At 45.9% G+C, this 24,647-nt stretch carries 13 protein-coding genes, 6 tRNA genes and 6 rRNA genes; 4 read left to right on the forward strand and 21 right to left on the reverse strand.

The window, feature by feature from the left end; translation table 11 throughout:
- Positions 1-31 precede the first annotated feature (31 nt).
- Entirely contained in the window at positions 32-1,363 is a 1,332-nt protein-coding gene (locus AAGA51_RS13570; protein ID WP_042489373.1) for a cation:proton antiporter, read from the forward strand.
- On the opposite strand, the gene AAGA51_RS13575 is transcribed toward AAGA51_RS13570, so the two are convergent.
- The 20 genes from AAGA51_RS13575 to dusA all read right to left on the reverse strand — a co-directional run bounded on the left by AAGA51_RS13575 (position 1,360) and on the right by dusA (position 20,725).
- Positions 1,360-1,503, reverse strand: coding sequence for a hypothetical protein (locus AAGA51_RS13575; RefSeq protein WP_156102083.1), 144 nt, complete (start codon positions 1,501-1,503; stop codon positions 1,360-1,362). The genes AAGA51_RS13570 and AAGA51_RS13575 overlap by 4 nt on opposite strands.
- A 545-nt stretch (positions 1,504-2,048) precedes the next feature.
- Positions 2,049-2,125 (reverse strand) — tRNA-Asp (locus AAGA51_RS13580).
- Between the two features lie 30 nt (positions 2,126-2,155).
- Positions 2,156-2,271: ribosomal RNA gene (rrf, locus tag AAGA51_RS13585) — 5S ribosomal RNA — on the reverse strand.
- 89 nt (positions 2,272-2,360) lie between these two features.
- Positions 2,361-5,251 (reverse strand): 23S ribosomal RNA (locus tag AAGA51_RS13590).
- Positions 5,252-5,606: 355 nt separating this feature from the next.
- Positions 5,607-5,682 (reverse strand) — tRNA-Val (locus AAGA51_RS13595).
- A gap of 62 nt (positions 5,683-5,744) precedes the next feature.
- Positions 5,745-5,820 (reverse strand) — tRNA-Lys (locus tag AAGA51_RS13600).
- A 1-nt stretch (position 5,821) separates the two neighbouring features.
- Positions 5,822-5,897: transfer RNA gene (locus tag AAGA51_RS13605), tRNA-Glu, on the reverse strand.
- Positions 5,898-5,964: 67 nt separating this feature from the next.
- Positions 5,965-7,507 (reverse strand): 16S ribosomal RNA (locus AAGA51_RS13610).
- 380 nt (positions 7,508-7,887) lie between these two features.
- Positions 7,888-8,003: ribosomal RNA gene (gene rrf / locus AAGA51_RS13615) — 5S ribosomal RNA — on the reverse strand.
- An 88-nt stretch (positions 8,004-8,091) separates the two neighbouring features.
- Positions 8,092-10,981: ribosomal RNA gene (locus AAGA51_RS13620) — 23S ribosomal RNA — on the reverse strand.
- A gap of 351 nt (positions 10,982-11,332) precedes the next feature.
- Positions 11,333-11,408 (reverse strand) — tRNA-Ala (locus AAGA51_RS13625).
- A 39-nt stretch (positions 11,409-11,447) separates the two neighbouring features.
- A tRNA-Ile gene (locus AAGA51_RS13630) sits at positions 11,448-11,524 on the reverse strand.
- Between the two features lie 66 nt (positions 11,525-11,590).
- Positions 11,591-13,133, reverse strand: a 16S ribosomal RNA gene (locus tag AAGA51_RS13635).
- The 16S, 23S and 5S rRNA genes sit together here with 6 tRNA genes alongside, the layout of an rRNA operon.
- Positions 13,134-13,776: 643 nt before the next feature.
- On the reverse strand, positions 13,777-14,529 hold the full coding sequence (locus AAGA51_RS13640) for a phosphoadenylyl-sulfate reductase (protein WP_042490306.1): 753 nt from the start codon (positions 14,527-14,529) through the stop codon (positions 13,777-13,779).
- Positions 14,522-16,255 carry an assimilatory sulfite reductase (NADPH) hemoprotein subunit gene (cysI, locus tag AAGA51_RS13645; RefSeq protein ID WP_042490303.1) on the reverse strand — a complete coding sequence of 578 codons (1,734 nt, stop codon included), beginning with the start codon at positions 16,253-16,255 and terminating at the stop codon, positions 14,522-14,524. The genes AAGA51_RS13640 and cysI overlap by 8 nt, the downstream gene beginning before the upstream one ends.
- Positions 16,255-18,108 (reverse strand): assimilatory sulfite reductase (NADPH) flavoprotein subunit, encoded by a 1,854-nt coding sequence (locus AAGA51_RS13650; protein WP_174435433.1) that lies wholly within the window; start codon positions 18,106-18,108, stop codon positions 16,255-16,257. Before AAGA51_RS13650 ends, cysI begins: the two co-directional genes overlap by 1 nt.
- A 91-nt stretch (positions 18,109-18,199) precedes the next feature.
- On the reverse strand, positions 18,200-18,436 hold the full coding sequence (locus tag AAGA51_RS13655; RefSeq protein WP_042490298.1) for a hypothetical protein: 237 nt from the start codon (positions 18,434-18,436) through the stop codon (positions 18,200-18,202).
- Between the two features lie 142 nt (positions 18,437-18,578).
- Positions 18,579-19,244 carry a TIGR04219 family outer membrane beta-barrel protein gene (locus AAGA51_RS13660; RefSeq protein WP_042490296.1) on the reverse strand — a complete coding sequence of 222 codons (666 nt, stop codon included), beginning with the start codon at positions 19,242-19,244 and terminating at the stop codon, positions 18,579-18,581.
- An 85-nt stretch (positions 19,245-19,329) separates the two neighbouring features.
- Positions 19,330-19,539, reverse strand: a complete 210-nt coding sequence (pspG, locus tag AAGA51_RS13665; RefSeq protein WP_042490308.1) for an envelope stress response protein PspG — start codon at positions 19,537-19,539, stop codon at positions 19,330-19,332.
- A 178-nt stretch (positions 19,540-19,717) separates the two neighbouring features.
- Complete coding sequence (gene dusA, locus AAGA51_RS13670) at positions 19,718-20,725, reverse strand: tRNA dihydrouridine(20/20a) synthase DusA (RefSeq protein ID WP_042490295.1); 1,008 nt, start codon at positions 20,723-20,725, stop codon at positions 19,718-19,720.
- A gap of 401 nt (positions 20,726-21,126) precedes the next feature.
- On the opposite strand from dusA, the gene zur reads away from it, so the two are divergent.
- The gene (gene zur, locus AAGA51_RS13675) at positions 21,127-21,576 is read left to right on the forward strand and encodes a zinc uptake transcriptional repressor Zur (RefSeq protein WP_042490291.1); all 450 of its coding nucleotides are present in this window, start codon (positions 21,127-21,129) and stop codon (positions 21,574-21,576) included.
- A 26-nt stretch (positions 21,577-21,602) separates the two neighbouring features.
- Complete coding sequence (locus tag AAGA51_RS13680; RefSeq protein ID WP_042490288.1) at positions 21,603-22,064, forward strand: chemotaxis protein CheX; 462 nt, start codon at positions 21,603-21,605, stop codon at positions 22,062-22,064.
- Positions 22,065-22,169: 105 nt separating this feature from the next.
- Here the strand turns inward: AAGA51_RS13680 and pgi are convergent, their stop codons facing one another.
- A complete protein-coding gene (gene pgi, locus AAGA51_RS13685) occupies positions 22,170-23,822 on the reverse strand; it encodes a glucose-6-phosphate isomerase (protein ID WP_042490286.1) in 1,653 nt (550 codons plus the stop codon).
- Positions 23,823-24,116: 294 nt separating this feature from the next.
- Between pgi and AAGA51_RS13690 the strand changes: the two genes are divergently transcribed.
- Positions 24,117-24,536 (forward strand): secondary thiamine-phosphate synthase enzyme YjbQ, encoded by a 420-nt coding sequence (locus AAGA51_RS13690; RefSeq protein WP_042490284.1) that lies wholly within the window; start codon positions 24,117-24,119, stop codon positions 24,534-24,536.
- Positions 24,537-24,647 lie beyond the last annotated feature (111 nt).

A 24,647-nucleotide genomic window follows, 5' to 3' on the forward strand; every position in this document is an offset into this window, starting at 1 on the left:
CTCTCACATTTAGTTACATTTGAAGAAGAAAATGTCGGTCTACTATACCCTGTGCTTTCTATCTGCTGCTGCAATGATGATTGCTTTTTTAAACAGCAAGATAGGTAAAATGCAAACCACAATAGCCATTACTGCTGGCTCTATGGTGCTCTCATTACTTATCCTTATTGCTGGTCAAAATGACTGGTTCCATCTCACTCAAATTGCAACTGAAACAGTGACCAGTATAAATTTTGAGAGCTTTCTGCTAAAAGGCATTTTGGGCTTCCTTCTATTTGCTGGCGGCCTCGGTATTAAACTCCCTCACTTAAAAGATCAAAAATGGGAGATTACCGTACTCGCACTTGGGGCAACTCTGTTCTCTACTTTCTTCATCGGATTTGGCCTTTACGGCTTCTGTTACTTTATCGGTATTCATTTAGATCTTGTTTACTGTTTATTGTTTGGTTCGCTGATTTCACCAACCGACCCAATCGCAGTACTGGCTATCGTGAAAAAGCTAAACGCGCCTAAGCGAATCTCGACCCAAATCGAAGGTGAGTCGCTGTTTAACGACGGCTTCGGTTTAGTCATATTTGTAACTATCTTTACCGTCGCATTCGGCAAAGAAGCACCAACAGTAGGAAGTGTAGTCGCATTATTTGCACAAGAAGCGCTTGGCGGCATCGTTTACGGCTTTCTATTAGGGTTACTGTTCCACTATTTAATTAGCGCAACCAACGACCACTCAATGGAGCTCTTACTGACTATCGGTGTGCCAACCGCTGGTTATGTATTTGCAGACGTAATACACGTGTCTGGTCCATTAGCCATGGTGGTATCAGGAATAATGATTGGTAACTGGACTCGCTTTATTGGTTTCTCTAAAGAGAGTGAGGAACATCTCGATCACTTCTGGGAGTTAGTGGATGAATTCTTAAACGGCGTCTTGTTCCTTTTAATCGGTATGTCGATGCTTCTTTTCGAATTCCACGAAGAAGACTGGATCCTAATGGCTTTTGCTGTTCCTCTAGTACTGGCAGCCCGTTACTCTAGCGTGTTTGTCTCTTATATAGGCTTCAAGCGTTACCGTAAATATAACCCTTGGTCGATAAAGATCTTAACTTGGGGTGGACTACGCGGAGGATTAGCTTTAGCGATGGCACTATCGATTCCTTCAGGAATGATGGTCATCCCAGATAAGCTTATCGACGTTAAAGAGCTGATTCTGGTAATGACCTACGCTGTCGTGGTGTTCTCTATCCTGATTCAAGGTTCTACAATCACTCCGATGATTGAAAAAGCCAAACTGAAAGAGAAAGAGATGGAAGAAGAAAGTGCTCAACACAGCGACGTACAAGAAAGCCAACAACAAAATGTCTAAGCATTAATCTTCTGGAAAGCAGCAACCTCGGTTGCTGCTTTTTTTATGCCATTTGATATGCACCAAAACAGCATGGCGAATTTGCCTAAGCTCCCTTCTTTTACTATCCAGAATTTCCCCACCACTAGTGCTCCGTTCATCTCCTTTACCATAAGCACGTAATACTCGCTGCTCTATGATCTTATAAGAGGCTCTAAACTAACCATTATTTATAGAGAGCAATAAGCACTAATCCACGTAGACTCATCAACGAACGCATCCTCAAGTATCGAAGCTTTAGTATCACTCTATATCGTTGAGTGGAGAGGGAATGAAGAATCTGGAAAGTGACAGCTCTGTTTATGAGCAGAAAAGATCATGTTTTTAAAGTAAAACATACGTTAGAGCTCAGGGGGCTTTAAATATACTACTTTGATACTCTATAGGCGTTGAGCCTGCTTAGACTTAAACAAAACCAACTGTCGAACTATATAAGTCGCGTGTTCATGAAGGCCATCATTTATGACGAGGCTTTAGATAATGGCGGAGAAAACTAGACTTACTATCATCTTACTTAGCGCTTCCCCGGTGTAACAGACCAGCTTTCTGTTAAACAAAGAGCAACCCACTGAGCTGCCGCTTCGTGTTGGTTCGTCTTTCTCCAGACGCAAAAAAGCCCCGTCATTTCTGACGAGGCTTCAAATAGTGGCGGAGCGGACGGGACTCGAACCCGCGACCCCCGGCGTGACAGGCCGGTATTCTAACCAACTGAACTACCGCTCCGCATTGGTTAGCGCTTGGTGCTAAATAAAAGCCTGGCGATGTCCTACTCTCACATGGGGAGACCCCACACTACCATCGGCGCTAATTCGTTTCACTTCTGAGTTCGGCATGGAATCAGGTGGGTCCAAATCGCTATGGTCGCCAAGCAAAATTTTAAAATTCGGAAAGCTGTTAATGTTCTCTACACATTCAATTCTGTTCTTGCTTTGAGTCCACAAAACCCCTTGGGTGTTGTATGGTTAAGCCTCACGGGCAATTAGTACAGGTTAGCTCAATGCCTCACAGCACTTACACACCCTGCCTATCAACGTTCTAGTCTCGAACAACCCTTTAGGACACTTAAAGTGCCAGGGAGAACTCATCTCAGGGCTTGCTTCCCGCTTAGATGCTTTCAGCGGTTATCAATTCCGAACTTAGCTACCGGGCAATGCTACTGGCGTAACAACCCGAACACCAGAGGTTCGTCCACTCCGGTCCTCTCGTACTAGGAGCAGCCCCCTTCAATTCTCCAACGCCCACGGCAGATAGGGACCGAACTGTCTCACGACGTTCTAAACCCAGCTCGCGTACCACTTTAAATGGCGAACAGCCATACCCTTGGGACCGACTTCAGCCCCAGGATGTGATGAGCCGACATCGAGGTGCCAAACACCGCCGTCGATATGAACTCTTGGGCGGTATCAGCCTGTTATCCCCGGAGTACCTTTTATCCGTTGAGCGATGGCCCTTCCATTCAGAACCACCGGATCACTATGACCTGCTTTCGCACCTGCTCGAATTGTCATTCTCGCAGTCAAGCGGGCTTATGCCATTGCACTAACCACACGATGTCCAACCGTGTTTAGCCCACCTTCGTGCTCCTCCGTTACTCTTTGGGAGGAGACCGCCCCAGTCAAACTACCCACCAGGCACTGTCCTCGACCCGGATAACGGGTCTGAGTTAGAACATCAAACATACAAGGGTGGTATTTCAAGGACGGCTCCACACAAACTAGCGTCTGCGCTTCAAAGCCTCCCACCTATCCTACACATGTAGGTTCAATGTTCAGTGCCAAGCTGTAGTAAAGGTTCACGGGGTCTTTCCGTCTAGCCGCGGGTACACTGCATCTTCACAGCGATTTCAATTTCACTGAGTCTCGGGTGGAGACAGCGTGGCCATCATTACGCCATTCGTGCAGGTCGGAACTTACCCGACAAGGAATTTCGCTACCTTAGGACCGTTATAGTTACGGCCGCCGTTTACCGGGGCTTCGATCAAGAGCTTCGACCGAAGTCTAACCCCATCAATTAACCTTCCGGCACCGGGCAGGCGTCACACCGTATACGTCATCTTACGATTTTGCACAGTGCTGTGTTTTTAATAAACAGTTGCAGCCACCTGGTATCTGCGACTCTCATCAGCTCCATCCGCGAGGGACTTCACCGTCAAGAGCGTACCTTCTCCCGAAGTTACGGTACCATTTTGCCTAGTTCCTTCACCCGAGTTCTCTCAAGCGCCTTGGTATTCTCTACCCGACCACCTGTGTCGGTTTGGGGTACGATTCCTTACAATCTGAAGCTTAGAGGCTTTTCCTGGAAGCATGGCATCAATGACTTCACTACCGTAGTAGCTCGACATCGTGTCTCAGCCTTAAAGAGAGCCGGATTTACCTAACTCTCAAGCCTACGCACTTGAACCTGGACAACCGTCGCCAGGCCCACCTAGCCTTCTCCGTCCCCCCATCGCAATTGTAAGAAGTACGGGAATATTAACCCGTTTCCCATCGACTACGCCTTTCGGCCTCGCCTTAGGGGTCGACTCACCCTGCCCCGATTAACGTTGGACAGGAACCCTTGGTCTTCCGGCGAGGAGGTTTTTCACCCCCTTTATCGTTACTCATGTCAGCATTCGCACTTCTGATACCTCCAGCATGCTTTACAACACACCTTCAACGGCTTACAGAACGCTCCCCTACCCAATACAATAAATTGCATTGCCGCAGCTTCGGTTGATTACTTAGCCCCGTTACATCTTCCGCGCAGGCCGACTCGACTAGTGAGCTATTACGCTTTCTTTAAATGATGGCTGCTTCTAAGCCAACATCCTAGCTGTCTGAGCCTTCCCACATCGTTTCCCACTTAGTAATCATTTGGGACCTTAGCTGGCGGTCTGGGTTGTTTCCCTCTCCACGACGGACGTTAGCACCCGCCGTGTGTCTCCCGGATAGTACTTACTGGTATTCGGAGTTTGCAAAGGGTTGGTAAGTCGGGATGACCCCCTAGCCTTAACAGTGCTCTACCCCCAGTAGTATTCGTCCGAGGCGCTACCTAAATAGCTTTCGGGGAGAACCAGCTATCTCCGAGTTTGATTGGCCTTTCACCCCTAGCCACAAGTCATCCGCTAATTTTTCAACATTAGTCGGTTCGGTCCTCCAATTGATGTTACTCAATCTTCAACCTGCCCATGGCTAGATCACTCGGTTTCGGGTCTATATCCAGAGACTAAAGCGCCCAGTTAAGACTCGGTTTCCCTACGGCTCCCCTATACGGTTAACCTTGCCACTGAATATAAGTCGCTGACCCATTATACAAAAGGTACGCAGTCACCCCACGAAGAGGCTCCTACTGCTTGTACGTACACGGTTTCAGGTTCTATTTCACTCCCCTCACAGGGGTTCTTTTCGCCTTTCCCTCACGGTACTGGTTCACTATCGGTCAGTCAGGAGTATTTAGCCTTGGAGGATGGTCCCCCCATATTCAAACAGGATATCACGTGTCCCGCCTTACTCGTTTTCACTCAAAATGACATGTCGGTTACGGGGCTATCACCCGGTATCGCGATACTTTCCAGAATCTTCACCTGTGTCATTAAAAGCTTAAGGGCTAATCCAATTTCGCTCGCCGCTACTTTCGGAATCTCAATTGATTTCTTTTCCTCGGGGTACTTAGATGTTTCAGTTCTCCCGGTTCGCCTCATTAACCTATGTATTCAGTTAATGATACTCACTTATGTGAGTGGGTTTCCCCATTCGGAAATCGTAGACTCAAGTGGCTTTTACTGCCTTATCTACGCTTATCGCAAGTTAATACGTCCTTCATCGCCTCTGACTGCCAAGGCATCCACCGTGTACGCTTAGTCACTTAACCATACAACCCCAAGAGGTCTTTATGTATGGCAAACAACCAAGGTTTAGTTGTCTCTCATTATTTGAATGAGCGAGAGACATTTCGATTTTGCCGGACTCAAATATGAATACTTACTTAAAAAGTAAGATTCCCAAGAACACTTGAATGTGTATTGGTACCTAAATGACTATGTCATCTAGGATTTGAGAACTTTTAATAGTTAATAATTAATCAAATTATTAACTGTCAGCTTTCCAAATTGTTAAAGAGCAAAGTGCATTTTCATCACTTTTTAAGGATTCTCGTCGTCAAAAGTCCGAACCACGTACGTTTTATTGAAGTGGTTTGGATTCTTTATCCAAAAATGCTTAAAGAGTGGTGGGCGATACCGGGTTCGAACCAGTGACCCCCTGCTTGTAAGGCAGGTGCTCTCCCAACTGAGCTAATCGCCCACATTTTCTAACTTGTCTTCACTTTAAAAAGTGAAATCAAACTAGTTTCCTGTGGAAGGAAATGGTGGGTCGTGCAGGATTCGAACCTGCGACCAATTGATTAAAAGTCAACTGCTCTACCAACTGAGCTAACGACCCATGGTATCCCGTAGGGGAGTCGAACCCCTGTTACCGCCGTGAAAGGGCGGTGTCCTAGGCCTCTAGACGAACGGGACACTAAGATACTCTTATCTTTCTAAACCTAATCAATCTGTGTGGACACTCATCAAGAGAATCTTTACGTAAGGAGGTGATCCAGCGCCAGGTTCCCCTAGCGCTACCTTGTTACGACTTCACCCCAGTCATGAACCACAAAGTGGCAAGCGTCCTCCCGAAGGTTAAACTACCTGCTTCTTTTGCAGCCCACTCCCATGGTGTGACGGGCGGTGTGTACAAGGCCCGGGAACGTATTCACCGTGACATTCTGATTCACGATTACTAGCGATTCCGACTTCATGGAGTCGAGTTGCAGACTCCAATCCGGACTACGACGCACTTTTTGGGATTCGCTTACTATCGCTAGTTCGCTGCCCTCTGTATGCGCCATTGTAGCACGTGTGTAGCCCTACTCGTAAGGGCCATGATGACTTGACGTCGTCCCCACCTTCCTCCGGTTTATCACCGGCAGTCTCCCTGGAGTTCCCGACATGACTCGCTGGCAAACAAGGATAAGGGTTGCGCTCGTTGCGGGACTTAACCCAACATTTCACAACACGAGCTGACGACAGCCATGCAGCACCTGTCTTACAGTTCCCGAAGGCACTCCCGCGTCTCCGCAGGATTCTGTAGATGTCAAGAGTAGGTAAGGTTCTTCGCGTTGCATCGAATTAAACCACATGCTCCACCGCTTGTGCGGGCCCCCGTCAATTCATTTGAGTTTTAATCTTGCGACCGTACTCCCCAGGCGGTCTACTTAACGCGTTAGCTCCGAAAGCCACGGCTCAAGGCCACAACCTCCAAGTAGACATCGTTTACGGCGTGGACTACCAGGGTATCTAATCCTGTTTGCTCCCCACGCTTTCGCATCTGAGTGTCAGTATCTGTCCAGGGGGCCGCCTTCGCCACCGGTATTCCTTCAGATCTCTACGCATTTCACCGCTACACCTGAAATTCTACCCCCCTCTACAGTACTCTAGCTTGCCAGTTTCAAATGCTATTCCGAGGTTGAGCCCCGGGCTTTCACATCTGACTTAACAAACCACCTGCATGCGCTTTACGCCCAGTAATTCCGATTAACGCTCGCACCCTCCGTATTACCGCGGCTGCTGGCACGGAGTTAGCCGGTGCTTCTTCTGTCGCTAACGTCAAATGATGCTGCTATTAACAACACCACCTTCCTCACGACTGAAAGTGCTTTACAACCCGAAGGCCTTCTTCACACACGCGGCATGGCTGCATCAGGCTTGCGCCCATTGTGCAATATTCCCCACTGCTGCCTCCCGTAGGAGTCTGGACCGTGTCTCAGTTCCAGTGTGGCTGATCATCCTCTCAGACCAGCTAGGGATCGTCGCCTTGGTGAGCCATTACCTCACCAACTAGCTAATCCCACCTGGGCATATCCTGACGCGAGAGGCCCGAAGGTCCCCCTCTTTGAGCCGAAGCTATTATGCGGTATTAGCCATCGTTTCCAATGGTTATCCCCCACATCAGGGCAATTTCCCAGGCATTACTCACCCGTCCGCCGCTCGCCACCCGAGAAACAAGTTTCTCTGTGCTGCCGCTCGACTTGCATGTGTTAGGCCTGCCGCCAGCGTTCAATCTGAGCCATGATCAAACTCTTCAATTTAAGATTTTGTCGGCTCAACGAATACTGACTTCAAAACTGCTCTTACTCGAAAGTAAGACGTAATTTTAAAGCTATTACCATTCCAACAGAATGGTAATGAATTGACTGTGCCAAATAACCGAAGTTATTTGTATTGGTCACTCAGTTCATTGAAACCTAAGTTGCTTTGTTACAAGAACAAAGACTTAACTTTGATTTTCATCAACGAGTGCCCACACAGATTGATAGGTTTAAATTGTTAAAGAGCTTTGCTTTCAGTGCCTTAGCACTTGGGCAGGACGCGTATATTACGCTTCATGCTTTGAAAGTCAACATAAAATTCTAAACATTTTAGAACTCTATGTTGACTCGCTTAATAAGTAAGCAAGTCATGAATATGAGCCTGGCGATGTCCTACTCTCACATGGGGAGACCCCACACTACCATCGGCGCTAATTCGTTTCACTTCTGAGTTCGGCATGGAATCAGGTGGGTCCAAATCGCTATGGTCGCCAAGCAAAATTTAAAATTCGGAAAGCTGTTAATGTTCTCTACACATTCAATTCTGTTCTTGCTTTGAGTCCACAAAACCCCTTGGGTGTTGTATGGTTAAGCCTCACGGGCAATTAGTACAGGTTAGCTCAATGCCTCACAGCACTTACACACCCTGCCTATCAACGTTCTAGTCTCGAACAACCCTTTAGGACACTTAAAGTGCCAGGGAGAACTCATCTCAGGGCTTGCTTCCCGCTTAGATGCTTTCAGCGGTTATCAATTCCGAACTTAGCTACCGGGCAATGCTACTGGCGTAACAACCCGAACACCAGAGGTTCGTCCACTCCGGTCCTCTCGTACTAGGAGCAGCCCCCTTCAATTCTCCAACGCCCACGGCAGATAGGGACCGAACTGTCTCACGACGTTCTAAACCCAGCTCGCGTACCACTTTAAATGGCGAACAGCCATACCCTTGGGACCGACTTCAGCCCCAGGATGTGATGAGCCGACATCGAGGTGCCAAACACCGCCGTCGATATGAACTCTTGGGCGGTATCAGCCTGTTATCCCCGGAGTACCTTTTATCCGTTGAGCGATGGCCCTTCCATTCAGAACCACCGGATCACTATGACCTGCTTTCGCACCTGCTCGAATTGTCATTCTCGCAGTCAAGCGGGCTTATGCCATTGCACTAACCACACGATGTCCAACCGTGTTTAGCCCACCTTCGTGCTCCTCCGTTACTCTTTGGGAGGAGACCGCCCCAGTCAAACTACCCACCAGGCACTGTCCTCGACCCGGATAACGGGTCTGAGTTAGAACATCAAACATACAAGGGTGGTATTTCAAGGACGGCTCCACACAAACTAGCGTCTGCGCTTCAAAGCCTCCCACCTATCCTACACATGTAGGTTCAATGTTCAGTGCCAAGCTGTAGTAAAGGTTCACGGGGTCTTTCCGTCTAGCCGCGGGTACACTGCATCTTCACAGCGATTTCAATTTCACTGAGTCTCGGGTGGAGACAGCGTGGCCATCATTACGCCATTCGTGCAGGTCGGAACTTACCCGACAAGGAATTTCGCTACCTTAGGACCGTTATAGTTACGGCCGCCGTTTACCGGGGCTTCGATCAAGAGCTTCGACCGAAGTCTAACCCCATCAATTAACCTTCCGGCACCGGGCAGGCGTCACACCGTATACGTCATCTTACGATTTTGCACAGTGCTGTGTTTTTAATAAACAGTTGCAGCCACCTGGTATCTGCGACTCTCATCAGCTCCATCCGCGAGGGACTTCACCGTCAAGAGCGTACCTTCTCCCGAAGTTACGGTACCATTTTGCCTAGTTCCTTCACCCGAGTTCTCTCAAGCGCCTTGGTATTCTCTACCCGACCACCTGTGTCGGTTTGGGGTACGATTCCTTACAATCTGAAGCTTAGAGGCTTTTCCTGGAAGCATGGCATCAATGACTTCACTACCGTAGTAGCTCGACATCGTGTCTCAGCCTTAAAGAGAGCCGGATTTACCTAACTCTCAAGCCTACGCACTTGAACCTGGACAACCGTCGCCAGGCCCACCTAGCCTTCTCCGTCCCCCCATCGCAATTGTAAGAAGTACGGGAATATTAACCCGTTTCCCATCGACTACGCCTTTCGGCCTCGCCTTAGGGGTCGACTCACCCTGCCCCGATTAACGTTGGACAGGAACCCTTGGTCTTCCGGCGAGGAGGTTTTTCACCCCCTTTATCGTTACTCATGTCAGCATTCGCACTTCTGATACCTCCAGCATGCTTTACAACACACCTTCAACGGCTTACAGAACGCTCCCCTACCCAATACAATAAATTGCATTGCCGCAGCTTCGGTTGATTACTTAGCCCCGTTACATCTTCCGCGCAGGCCGACTCGACTAGTGAGCTATTACGCTTTCTTTAAATGATGGCTGCTTCTAAGCCAACATCCTAGCTGTCTGAGCCTTCCCACATCGTTTCCCACTTAGTAATCATTTGGGACCTTAGCTGGCGGTCTGGGTTGTTTCCCTCTCCACGACGGACGTTAGCACCCGCCGTGTGTCTCCCGGATAGTACTTACTGGTATTCGGAGTTTGCAAAGGGTTGGTAAGTCGGGATGACCCCCTAGCCTTAACAGTGCTCTACCCCCAGTAGTATTCGTCCGAGGCGCTACCTAAATAGCTTTCGGGGAGAACCAGCTATCTCCGAGTTTGATTGGCCTTTCACCCCTAGCCACAAGTCATCCGCTAATTTTTCAACATTAGTCGGTTCGGTCCTCCAATTGATGTTACTCAATCTTCAACCTGCCCATGGCTAGATCACTCGGTTTCGGGTCTATATCCAGAGACTGAACGCCCAGTTAAGACTCGGTTTCCCTACGGCTCCCCTATACGGTTAACCTTGCCACTGAATATAAGTCGCTGACCCATTATACAAAAGGTACGCAGTCACCCCACGAAGAGGCTCCTACTGCTTGTACGTACACGGTTTCAGGTTCTATTTCACTCCCCTCACAGGGGTTCTTTTCGCCTTTCCCTCACGGTACTGGTTCACTATCGGTCAGTCAGGAGTATTTAGCCTTGGAGGATGGTCCCCCCATATTCAAACAGGATATCACGTGTCCCGCCTTACTCGTTTTCACTCAAAATGACATGTCGGTTACGGGGCTATCACCCGGTATCGCGGCACTTTCCAGAGCCTTCACCTGTGTCATTAAAAGCTTAAGGGCTAATCCAATTTCGCTCGCCGCTACTTTCGGAATCTCAATTGATTTCTTTTCCTCGGGGTACTTAGATGTTTCAGTTCTCCCGGTTCGCCTCATTAACCTATGTATTCAGTTAATGATACTCACTTATGTGAGTGGGTTTCCCCATTCGGAAATCGTAGACTCAAGTGGCTTTTACTGCCTTATCTACGCTTATCGCAAGTTAATACGTCCTTCATCGCCTCTGACTGCCAAGGCATCCACCGTGTACGCTTAGTCACTTAACCATACAACCCCAAGAGGTTTCTGTTTGCTTTTACTTTTGAAAGTGAAGACAAAAAGGTGTATGGCAAACAACCAAGGTTAGTTGTCTCTCATTATTTGAATGAGCGAGAGACATTTCGATTTTGCCGGACTCAAATATGAATACTTACTTATAAAGTAAGATTCCCAAGAACACTTGAATGTGTATTGGTACCTACATCCTTTCTCTAATAAAAGAGTGAGACATAGGATTTGAGAACTTTTAATAGTTAATAATTAATCAAATTATTAACTGTCAGCTTTCCAAATTGTTAAAGAGCAAGATTTTCTAACGAAAACCATTTTTAAAAGCACTCATCGAATGCGCTTAAAGATGGTGGAGCTATGCGGGATCGAACCGCAGACCTCCTGCGTGCAAGGCAGGCGCTCTCCCAGCTGAGCTATAACCCCATCAGGTGTCGATACTGTTCAATCTTCACAAGGAAAGATTGGTGGGTCTGAGTGGACTTGAACCACCGACCTCTCGCTTATCAGGCGAACGCTCTAACCACCTGAGCTACAGACCCAATATCGTCTCTTTACTTTCTAAACCTAATCAATCTGTGTGGACACTCATCAAGAGAATCTTTACGTAAGGAGGTGATCCAGCGCCAGGTTCCCCTAGCGCTACCTTGTTACGACTTCACCCCAGTCATGAACCACAAAGTGGCAAGCGTCCTCCCGAAGGTTAAACTACCTGCTTCTTTTGCAGCCCACTCCCATGGTGTGACGGGCGGTGTGTACAAGGCCCGGGAACGTATTCACCGTGACATTCTGATTCACGATTACTAGCGATTCCGACTTCATGGAGTCGAGTTGCAGACTCCAATCCGGACTACGACGCACTTTTTGGGATTCGCTTACTATCGCTAGTTCGCTGCCCTCTGTATGCGCCATTGTAGCACGTGTGTAGCCCTACTCGTAAGGGCCATGATGACTTGACGTCGTCCCCACCTTCCTCCGGTTTATCACCGGCAGTCTCCCTGGAGTTCCCGACATGACTCGCTGGCAAACAAGGATAAGGGTTGCGCTCGTTGCGGGACTTAACCCAACATTTCACAACACGAGCTGACGACAGCCATGCAGCACCTGTCTTACAGTTCCCGAAGGCACTCCCGCGTCTCCGCAGGATTCTGTAGATGTCAAGAGTAGGTAAGGTTCTTCGCGTTGCATCGAATTAAACCACATGCTCCACCGCTTGTGCGGGCCCCCGTCAATTCATTTGAGTTTTAATCTTGCGACCGTACTCCCCAGGCGGTCTACTTAACGCGTTAGCTCCGAAAGCCACGGCTCAAGGCCACAACCTCCAAGTAGACATCGTTTACGGCGTGGACTACCAGGGTATCTAATCCTGTTTGCTCCCCACGCTTTCGCATCTGAGTGTCAGTATCTGTCCAGGGGGCCGCCTTCGCCACCGGTATTCCTTCAGATCTCTACGCATTTCACCGCTACACCTGAAATTCTACCCCCCTCTACAGTACTCTAGCTTGCCAGTTTCAAATGCTATTCCGAGGTTGAGCCCCGGGCTTTCACATCTGACTTAACAAACCACCTGCATGCGCTTTACGCCCAGTAATTCCGATTAACGCTCGCACCCTCCGTATTACCGCGGCTGCTGGCACGGAGTTAGCCGGTGCTTCTTCTGTCGCTAACGTCAAATGATGCTGCTATTAACAACACCACCTTCCTCACGACTGAAAGTGCTTTACAACCCGAAGGCCTTCTTCACACACGCGGCATGGCTGCATCAGGCTTGCGCCCATTGTGCAATATTCCCCACTGCTGCCTCCCGTAGGAGTCTGGACCGTGTCTCAGTTCCAGTGTGGCTGATCATCCTCTCAGACCAGCTAGGGATCGTCGCCTTGGTGAGCCATTACCTCACCAACTAGCTAATCCCACCTGGGCATATCCTGACGCGAGAGGCCCGAAGGTCCCCCTCTTTGAGCCGAAGCTATTATGCGGTATTAGCCATCGTTTCCAATGGTTATCCCCCACATCAGGGCAATTTCCCAGGCATTACTCACCCGTCCGCCGCTCGCCACCCGAGAAACAAGTTTCTCTGTGCTGCCGCTCGACTTGCATGTGTTAGGCCTGCCGCCAGCGTTCAATCTGAGCCATGATCAAACTCTTCAATTTAAGATTTTGTCGGCTCAACGAATACTGACTTCAAAACTGCTCTTACTCGAAAGTAAGAAGTAATTTTAAAGCTATTACCATTCCAACAGAATGGTAATGAATTGACTGTGCCAAATAACCGAAGTTATTTGTATTGGTCACTCAGTTCATTGAAACCTAAGTTGCTTTGCTACTAGAACAAAGACTTAACTTTGATTTTCATCAACGAGTGCCCACACAGATTGATAGGTTTAAATTGTTAAAGAGCTTTCTACCGTTCTTAGTGACTTAGGTCACTTCGGAAGAGGCGGCCATTCTAGCTGGAAATTAATTCGTGTCAAACACTTTTTTAATTTTCTTTTTTGGCCTGTTGAAGCGGCTTAGTGGCTTGCTAGCCCTTGCTGCGTCAACGAGGAGGCATTATAGGGATCCAAATCACACTGGCAAGTATTATTTTGCAAAAAATACAAAAATAATGCTTAACCGGAGAAAACATCGCCAAAGCCTTATTTATCCAACTTTACCCAAAAGTTGAATACAAGTTATCCACAGAGTTATCCTTTTTGTTGCTTATCCAGTCGCTGATCAGGCTTAATAAAAAAGCTGCGATTGCAGCTTTTTTATTGGTAGATAGAAAATTAACTAATTAAAACGGACGCTTTTCTTAGTTGTTATCTTCATGAAGACCACATTCTCGCTTCAAGCCGAAGAAACGAGTTTCCTCTTCTGCCATTCCAGGCTCCCATTTACGAGTTGTGTGTGTATCACCAACCGACAGGTAACCTTGTTCCCAAAGAGGATGATATGGAAGGTCATTATCTTTTAGGTAATAGTGGACATCTTTATTCGTCCAATCGATAACAGGGAGAAACTTAAACACGCCATTTTGAACCGCTAATATAGGCAACGTTGCTCTAGATTGAGATTGCTCTCGGCGCAAACCTGAAAACCAAACTCCGACAGACAGTTCTTCTAAAGCTTTGCGCATTGGCTCTACTTTATTAAGACGGTTGTATTGTTCGATCCCCTCGACACCCTGCTCCCAAAGTTTACCAAAACGCGCTTCTTGCCATGCTGGCGTCAGTTCAGACTTATAGATTTGCAAATTCAGATTCAAACGCTGAGTTAACTCATCAATAAACTGATAGGTTTCTGGGAACAAGTAGCCTGTATCCGTCAAGACTACAGGCACATCAGCTTTAATACTCGATACAAGATGTAGCATTAAAGCTGCTTGAATACCGAAACTTGAAGATACTGCATGAGTGCCCGGTAAGTTTTCGAATGCCCATTCCACACGTTCTTGAGCGGTTAAACTTTCAAGATAAGCATTAACTTCTGCAAGACGAAGTGTTTGTTCCACTTTTGTCAGAGTGAGCAGTTCTGACAAATCAGGCACAGAGACAGTATCAAGCATAAAAGTCCCTCTTAGATACAACAACTTCTTGAATGATCCCAGCTCGGATAGTGAAATCGCCAAAACCTTCACCTGCTTCACGCTCTTTCGACCAGCGCTCCACTAGCTGATCGATCTCTTCTAAGATCTGTTGCTCAGTGATGTTCTCTTTATACATCTTAGGAATTCGCGTACCCGCTCTGTTACCACCGAGATGCAAGTTATAACGACCTGGCGCTTTACCCACCAGACCAAGTTCCGCCAACATCGCACGGCCACAACCATTTGGACAGCCTGTGACACGCAAGATGATGTTGTCTTCTTTTGGCAGATTGTGTTTTTCGAGAATTCCCTCAACATCAGTAACAAAAGAAGGAAGGAAACGTTCTGCTTCTGCCATTGCAAGCGGACACGTTGGAAACGCCACACACGCCATTGAATTCTTACGCTGCTCGCTGACAGAGTCATCCATCAAACCATGTTCACGTGCAATCTTCTCAATCAGATCTTTTTGGTCGGCAAGTACACCCGCAACAATTAAGTTCTGGTTTGCAGTCATGCGGAAGTCACCTTTGTGGATCTTCGCAATTTCAGCAACGCCCGTTTTTAGAGGTTTACCAGGATAATCAAGTAAACGGCCATTCTCTATAAATAGAGAGAGATGGAACTTGCCATCGATACCTTCTACCCAACCAATACGATCGCCACGCTCAGTGAACTCATAAGGACGACTTGCTTCAAACTGAATTCCAGCCCGCTTCTCGACTTCAGCTTTAAATACATCAACACCCACACGATCTAGTGTGTATTTGGTTTTCGCATTCTTACGATTTGAACGGTTACCCCAATCACGTTGAGTTGTCACCACTGCCGCTGCTACGTCTAATGTTTTTTCTGCTGGAATATAACCTAAGTCATCCGCACGACGAGGGTAAGTAGACGTATCACCATGAGTCATGGCTAGACCACCTCCTACGAGAACATTGAAGCCCACCAGCTTGCCGTTATCAGCAATAGCAACAAAGCTAAGATCGTTAGCATGCACGTCGATGTCATTATGAGGAGGGATCACAACCGTTGTTTTGAACTTACGAGGAAGATAAGTGCTTCCGAGAATAGGTTCTTCGTCCGTTGTTTCTACTTTCTCACCATCTAACCAAATTTCCGCATAAGCACGAGTTTTTGGTAGTAAATGTTCACTAATTTTCGCCGCCCATTCATAAGCTTCTCGATGCAACTCAGATTCAACAGGGTTAGACGTACATAATACGTTTCGGTTTACGTCGCCCGCGGTAGCAATTGAATCAATACCAATACTATTGAGTGTCTGATGCATCAGCTTAATATTTGGTTTTAATACACCGTGGAACTGGAAAGTCTGGCGAGTCGTCAAACGAATACTTCCATACATAGTATGTTCAGTGGCGAACTTGTCGATAGCTAGCCATTGCTTAGGCTGAATAATCCCGCCAGGCATACGAGCTCGAAGCATCACATTATGTAATGGTTCCAGCTTTTGCTTAGTTCGTTCGTTGCGAATATCACGGTCGTCTTGCTGATACATACCGTGGAAACGAATAAGCTGGAAGTTATCTGCTGTGAATCCGCCAGTGATACGATCTTGCAGATCTTGCTCGATCGTTCCACGTAGGAAATTACTTTCTCTTTTTAAACGCTCGTTATCCGACAGAGGGCCAAGCACTTCGCCCAATACTTCTTGGCTGTTGTTTTCGATTTTAGTGCTCATTAATAAACATCCCTTTGGTAACGTTTCGCTTTACGAAGTTCATTCAAATACTCTTCAGCCTTTTCTCGAGTCAGGCCACCTTGCTGCTCTGCAACAATAACTAGTGCTTCATGGACATCTTTCGCCATACGAGTTGCATCGCCACAGATATAGATATACGCGCCTTCTTGAAGCCACTGCCAAACCTGTTCGGCTTGCTCAAGAATGCGGTGCTGAACATACACTTTTTCATGTTGGTCACGGCTAAATGCCACATCCAAACGACTCAAAGCGCCTGACTTCAGATATTTCTGCCACTCTACTTGATACAAGAAATCTTGAGTGAAAGTACGATCACCGAAGAACAACCAGTTCTTACCCTCTGCGCCACGATTATCACGCTCTTGGATGAAACTGCGGAATGGTGCAATGCCAGTACCCGGACCAACCATGATGATCGGTGTAGAGTCATCCTGTGGCAGTTTGAAGTTGTTATTGTGTTCGATGAAAATTTTAACTTCATCGCCCTCTTCCAGTCTGCGACCTAAGAAGCTAGAAGCTCCGCCTTGGCGAACTTCTTCACCTTGTTCGTATTCAACGATACCAACTGTCAAATGCACTTCTTCATCCACTTCGGACTGACTGGATGCAATAGAATAAAGACGAGGCGTTAAACGACGTAACAAAGAGACTAGCTCTTCAGCTGACAGCTTGGTTTGCTTCTCTTTTAATACATCAAGAATTTGAGTATTTGATGAGTACTCACGAAGTTTATCTTTGTCTGCGACCAGAGCTTGTAGCTTTTCACTGCCCGATAGCTCAGCAAACTTAGTGATGAACTGAGGATTTGCTGCAGTAATTTCATATTTACTGACCAGAGCGCTATGAATAGAAAGACTTTCTCCATCAACATCTACACTTTCAACGCCTGATAAGCCTACGGCCCCTGCTACAGCGCTTGCCAATTCAGAACTGTTCTCATACCAAACACCTAGAGCGTCACCCGGCTGATAAGTCAAACCTGAGCTTTCTAAATCAATTTCAATATGACGAACGTCTTTTCCTGAATCGCGACCTGTGATTTTTTGGCTAGTCAGTAAGGTTGCTGTATACGGATTTTGTTTTGTGTATTGAGAGTGAGAGACTGACGTCTGACCGACTGGCAGTTGAACAACTTCAGCTTGAGTACTTGCCAACGATTCTTTGACAATTTCAATGACTTTAGCTCGCCACTCTGCTGCAGGCTGATCGTAATCAACGTCACAGTCAACTCGGTCGATAAAACGTTTCGCGCCTAACTTTTCTAGGAATGCATCGAAGTCTTTACCCGTCTGGCAGAAAAACTCATAGCTGGAATCACCCAAACCAATCACACCATATTCCAAATTCGGCAGCTTTGGTGCTTTCTTTGATTGTAGAAATTCATGCAACTCGAGAGCATTATCTGGCGCTTCACCTTCACCGTTGGTTGAAGCGACGAAAATAACGTGCGTCTCTTTGGCTAAGTCTTTGCCTTTGTAATCACTTGCGTCAAACAGACGAACTGCAACACCAGCAGCTTGCGCCTCATGCTCAAGCGCTTCTGCAACACCTTTTGCATTACCCGTTTGCGAAGCATAGATGATGGTTAACTGGCTATCTGGTTTAGCAATAGCAAATGCTGAAGCCTGATTAAGAGGTGAGTTCGTTGTCACTGATTGAGATTGACTTAAACCCCAAAAATAACCGCTCACCCACGCTAGTTGCTGAGGTGAAAGTTGTGAAACCGTTTGTTGCAGCTGATTTAACTGCGAGTCGTTTAGCGGGCCAGTTAAACTAACCAGCTCTTTTGGTATGGTATTTCCTGAAGACATTGTCACGACTTCCTTATTCATTGCGTGACGATAGATTAACCACTCTCCTTAATAACAAGAAAGAATAGAAGAGAATGTTTTATAACTTTTTGGAAGTAAGAAGGTTAAAAACTCAATCTCTGGTTGATTCCACCCTGACTTGTTTGAAACCTACCGCCATCGCCGATTTCGATGCCAGGTCCAAATCTGCATAGTGGCATTCTTCACCGCTGGCATTTGTTAGCAGAACAAAACCACCCGCTTGATGGCGAAATTCTACTATCCACGAGCCTTCGTGAGCGGAGGGCTCTATGATCGCCTCCACCAGCATCTTCTCACGATACAAGTTTCTCAGTTCCGCGATTGTCATTCCCTATACTCTCACCTAGCTAAGTCCACTTCTTAAGCATGGCTCAATTATGATGAAGTACTAAATAACGATGAGAAATAATTTCTAACGGCTAGATGTAAAAAAAGTCACGTCGTGCGTGGCTTTTTATTTTGAATCAGGGTTAAAACTTAAACTGAGTGCCTAGGAACCAACCGTCTGCGAACACATATGACATTTTGTTGTTCGGGGAAGCGGTCGCTAAATCGGTGAATTCAAGGTCAATCACTCGATAGCCGCCGCGGAAAGAAAGATCGCCCTCAGCTAAAGGCACAACATACTGAACCCCAGCAATCACATCCGAACTCTTTATGCCGTCACTATCACCAAACTCAAATTGACCAATGATGTCGAAATTGGTTTCCGGAACAGAGATTTCAGCATGTGCATACCAGTTAAACGTCAGATCATCGAACGAGTACTTCTGCCCATCTGTTGCTTTATATTCACTGTTCGCATACTGGGTCATCGAAATGCCCGCATCGAACGTCATCAAATCACGCTCTAAGATATTGTAATAGAAGGTGTAGTCGAGTTTATCGTAAGAAGCATAGTCGGCATCCATATTGGTATACCTAACACTAATATTAGGCAAATACGGTAGCTGATGCTCGAACGCCAAATTCAAGACAGGAGAGTTCGCGTCATCACGACGTGTATTATCAATTTTAGTACTTGGTAACCACATATCAGCGGCAACGTTCACCCCAACAGGCGAGTTGGCACACCAAACAGGAGCCGAGCCTATCATGAGTAGAGAAGTAAATACGGCTACGATAGGTTTGTTCATCCTATGTTTGCTCCAAAAATTTTCACTAACGAATAAACGTGATACTAGCATATTCCCTATGCGGGAAAACGCATATTCATAAGAATTAACGTGGCGCTTTATCTCCCTGACGAAAAATCCACACAATCACTGCAATCGCCAATATCCAAGGTAACAGTTTAATCGCCATGCCAAACATACCGAGCACCAGCATCACTAATAAAGATAAGCCAATCGCGGCAAACACACTCATAAGAGTTAGCCCTGTCACCAGCAATGTCGCCACAAAAACCAATATAAAGATAATCTCGAACATCATTCACTCTCCTTTTAGCTATGCTTTTTTCATCATGCTGCAGAAGTATTAGCAGTATTCATTCCAAGTTTATAAAAGATGTAATTAGCTGAATTTAAAAAATAAAAAAGCCAACACATCAAAGACTGTTGGCTCTCAATAAAATTTAGAGGTAAAAATCACTAACTAGTGGTGAGATTTACACACCCAAATCTTGGTATGGGATTTTGGCTAAAGCGGCTTCAACAACTTCAATACCAGCTCCAGCCTTGTGTGCATTTTCACTGATGTGACGGCGCCATTGACGCGCACCCGGCATACTTTGGAACATACCAAGCATGTGGCGAGTAATGTGACCAAGATAAGCGCCTTGTGATAATTGCTGCTCAATGTATGAGAACATTTCAAAAATCACTTCAGAACGTTTCTTAACTGGTGCATCTAAACCGAATATCTGTTGATCAACTTCAGCCAGAATATAAGGACTTTGGTACGCTTCTCGGCCAATCATTACACCGTCTAAATGAGCTAAATGCAGTTTCGCTTCTTCCAGACTTTTCACACCGCCATTGATAGCGATGTTTAAGTGAGAGAAATCTTTCTTGATTTGATATGCGCGGTTGTAATCCAACGGTGGAATTTCGCGGTTCTCTTTCGGACTCAATCCACTCAGCCAAGCTTTACGAGCATGAATCGTAAACTGCTCACAGCCACCTTTCTCTGACACTATGGAGATGAAATCTGTCAGAAACTCATACGAATCTTGATCATCTATGCCAATGCGTGTTTTTACCGTCACAGGTACATCAACAACCTCTTTCATCGCAGCAACACAATCTGCAACCAACTGAGGTTCAGCCATTAAGCACGCACCGAAGCGACCATTCTGAACACGGTCTGACGGGCAGCCAACATTGAGGTTAATTTCATCATAGCCACGCTCTTGAGCCAGCTTTGCACAATGGGCAAGATCAACCGGGTTTGAACCACCGAGTTGCAGCGCTACTGGATGTTCTTCTTGGTTATACGCAAGAAAATCACCTTTACCGTGAATAATCGCACCGGTAGTCACCATTTCGGTATACAACAGAGTTTGCGATGTCATGAGTCGGTGGAAGTAACGACAATGGCGATCCGTCCAATCCAACATGGGAGCGACTGAAAGGCGGTTAGCTTTATATGTTGAAGTGTCTTTAGCAATAGTCATGATTTATATCGAATTCAGATACCGTGATGAAATACTTCGCTAGCAGAAGTTAGCTGCCAGCCCAGTCAAAAATAGAACGAATTTATACGCTTACATTAATGACCGAAGATAGCGTGCAAAACGGTTCCTTCGCTTTACATCTCAGAGAGCGGCGATTATACACACAGAGCGGAGAAATTCATAAAAAAGCGAGCTAACGCTCTCGATGTAGCGTCTGAAAAGTGCAAATTATGTCAACGAGCTCAACGAACAGTTGTTATATAGTATCGTTTTTTGGCGATATAAGGTAAGTTACCGCTAATTCGTTTTTTATCGATACACCATGTTCTTCAAGCGTCATTATTTTAAGAATGCGCTTTATTCACTAAGAAATGGTATATCATTACTAAAGTCCAAAGATTATGGTGATAGAATTGGACACTAAGCTAACTAAGCAAGTAGAAGAAATTTGTGCAGCACGAGGAGTCAGACTGACCTCTCAACGTAAGCGTGTGTTTGAGCTTATTTGTGCAAGTGAAAAAGCGTCAAGTGCTTATGAATTGCTGGACGACTTAAAAAAGAGTGAACCTCAGGCTAAGCCACCAACGGTCTATCGAGCGTTAGACTTCTTAATGGAGCAAGGCTTTATCCATAGAGTGGAATCCACAAACAGTTTTATTTCTTGCTGCTCTTGCAATGCACATAAGCATTTTTCACAACTATTAATTTGTGACCAGTGTGGTAATGTCGTAGAGCTACAAGATGATAATCTGATTGCCCAGCTGGCGAAGAATGCTGAGCAACACGGTTTTACCATTAGCAACCAAGTGATCGAATCACACGGTGTGTGTAAAACCTGTTCCTCGAAATAATTTTTTGATTCAGATAGAAGAAGGTTATGCGCGCTGAATTTGTAAATCCGTTTCTAGCGTCCTTAATGAACGTTTTAAAAACGATGGCTTCATTAGAATTGAAGCCTCAGAAGCCTCGTCTAAAGAAAGATGAGATTGCCCGTGGAGATGTCTCGGGGCTAATTGGCATGGTCGGCAGTCAAACGCGTGGCTCAATGTCTATTACATTTGATGAAAACCTAGCATTAGAAATCATGCAGAATATGTTGGGTGAGAGGCCAAATGGCCTAAATGAAGAAGTTACCGATATGGTTGGCGAGATTACCAATATGGTCACAGGTGGCGCTAAACGAATTCTGGCTGAAAGCGGCTTTGATTTCGATATGGCAACACCAGTGGTTGTCTCTGGTAAAGGGCATACGATTCGTCACAAATGTGAAGGCTCGATCATTATCATGCCGTTTTCTTCACAATGGGGTAATGCTTTCATCGAAATCTGTTTCGAGTAGCGAGCACTCAACATCCCGTTCCATTGAACTAGAAAAGGCTGATGTAAAATACATCAGCCTTTTTGCATTCTAAATGCCCATGTAAAACACAGGCTCTAGTCAATATTAGCTACGCAATGCTTTGAATGCGTTGATCAGACCGTTAGTTGAGCTGTCATGTGAAGTGATTTCAGATGCATCAGTCAACTCTGGCAGAATTTGGTTTGCTAGTTGCTTACCAAGTTCTACGCCCCATTGGTCAAATGTAAAGATGTTCCAGATGATGCCTTGAACGAAGATTTTATGTTCGTACATTGCAATCAAGTTACCTAGTGAACGAGGCGTAATTTGCTTAACCAGAATAGAGTTGGTTGGGCGGTTACCTTCGAATACTTTGAATGGAACAAGCTTCGCTACTTCTTCTGCGTTCATACCCGCTTTTTCAAGCTCAGCTTTTACAGTTTCAGCCGATTTACCAAACGCTAACGCTTCAGTTTGAGCAAAGAAGTTAGACATCAGTTTTTGGTGATGATCGCTGGTTGGGTTGTGAGTCACTGCTGGAGCAATGAAGTCACAAGGGATCATCTTAGTACCTTGGTGGATCAACTGATAGAAAGCGTGTTGACCGTTAGTACCAGGCTCACCCCAAATAATTGGGCCAGTTTGGTAAGTTACTGGGTTACCGTCACGATCTGTGTATTTACCGTTTGATTCCATGTTGCCTTGTTGGAAGTAAGCAGCAAAACGGTGCATGTATTGATCGTATGGAAGAATCGCTTCTGATTCCGCACCGTGGAAGTTGTTGTACCAAATACCAATCAACGCCAAGATCACTGGAATGTTGCTTTCAAATGAAGTTTCAACGAAGTGGTTATCCATTTCGTGAGCACCCGTTAAAAGCTCAACGAAGTTCTCGTAACCGATTGAAAGAATAATAGACAGACCGATAGCAGACCATAGTGAGTAACGGCCACCAACCCAGTCCCAGAAACCAAACATGTTGTCAGTATCAATACCAAACTCTGAAACAGCGCCAGCGTTAGTAGAAAGAGCCGCAAAGTGCTTAGCTACATGAGCTTCATCACCAGCCGATTTCAAGAACCAATCACGAGCAGAGTGCGCGTTAGTCATCGTCTCTTGAGTAGTGAAAGTCTTAGATGCAACTAGGAATAGCGTTGTTTCTGGGTTCACTTTTTTCAACGTTTCAGCGATATGAGTACCGTCAACGTTAGAAACAAAATGCATAGTCAGATGGTTTTTGTATGGCGTTAGAGCTTCAGTCACCATGTATGGACCTAAGTCTGAACCACCGATACCGATGTTAACAACATCAGTAATTGCCTTACCTGTGTAACCTTTCCATTCGCCACCAATAACGCGTTCAGAGAAAGCTTTCATCTTTTCAAGCACAGCATTTACTTCTGGCATTACATCTTTACCGTAAGCCAAAACTGGCTTGTTGCTACGGTTACGTAAAGCAGTGTGAAGTACTGCACGGCCTTCAGTTTGGTTAATAGCTTCGCCACTGAACATCGCTTGAATCGCGCCTTTTACGTCAGTTTCTTCAGCTAATGCAAACAGGTGCTTCATCGTTTCTTCGTTTACAAGGTTCTTTGAATAGTCGACAAGAATGTCGCTACCAAATTTTGCTGAATACTTAGCGAAGCGCTCACTATCTTCTGCGAACAAAGAGTTAAGGTTCATGCCTTGCACTGACTCAAAATGCGCAGTCAGAGCTTTCCAAGCTTGAGTTTGCGTTGGATTGATGTTTTTCAACATGGTATCTATCCCGATATGACTGTAGGTTTTGTTCAAACAATCTTAGCCTCTCTTCATCGATGAAGCACAGGTGATTGTTCGACCCCCGATTAATAAAAATAAAAAGTAAAAATGCTACCAACAAGAGTAGCAAAAAATGTAATTAATTTTCAGTACATAATTATGACTCAACCTTTAATCACTCGCTTTGAGTTAAGTCAGTAAAGAGCCGCCGCTAACGCCATAATTATTATCGTAAGGCGCTCACCATAACGCTAAACTATCTGTTTGCCAATTAGATTATGGAACTCGGAAATGTGGACACAAACTCATATTCATTTGCCTTCATACCCTAGAGGTTTTCATTTAATAACCGACGAAGTTGAACGTCAGTTACCAGATTTGAAGAAAGTTTCAGTTGGCATAGTGCATCTGTTCATTCAGCACACCTCTGCGAGCTTAACCATCAACGAAAATGCGGATCCGACCGTACGTTCCGATATGGAGCAGCACTTTAATCATTTTGTTCCAGAAAGAGCACCATACTACGTGCACACATACGAGGGTGATGATGATATGCCAGCACATATTAAAGCATCGCTACTGGGGTCAAGTATCACAATCCCAGTTTCAAATGGGCGGCTGGCATTAGGAACTTGGCAGGGAATCTATCTTGGAGAACATCGTAACCACGGTGGAAAAAGAAGAGTGATAGCTACCATTCAGGGCGAATAAACAAAAAACAGCAGGTTGATTAGCCTGCTGTTTTCTATTGCCAATAAATGATAACTATGTGATTGGGGAGAATAAGTGAAACCAAAGCCCCTAGAGTTTCAAACAGGCAGG

Source organism: Vibrio diazotrophicus, assembly GCF_038452265.1.
GTDB classification, from domain to species: Bacteria; Pseudomonadota; Gammaproteobacteria; order Enterobacterales; family Vibrionaceae; genus Vibrio; species Vibrio diazotrophicus.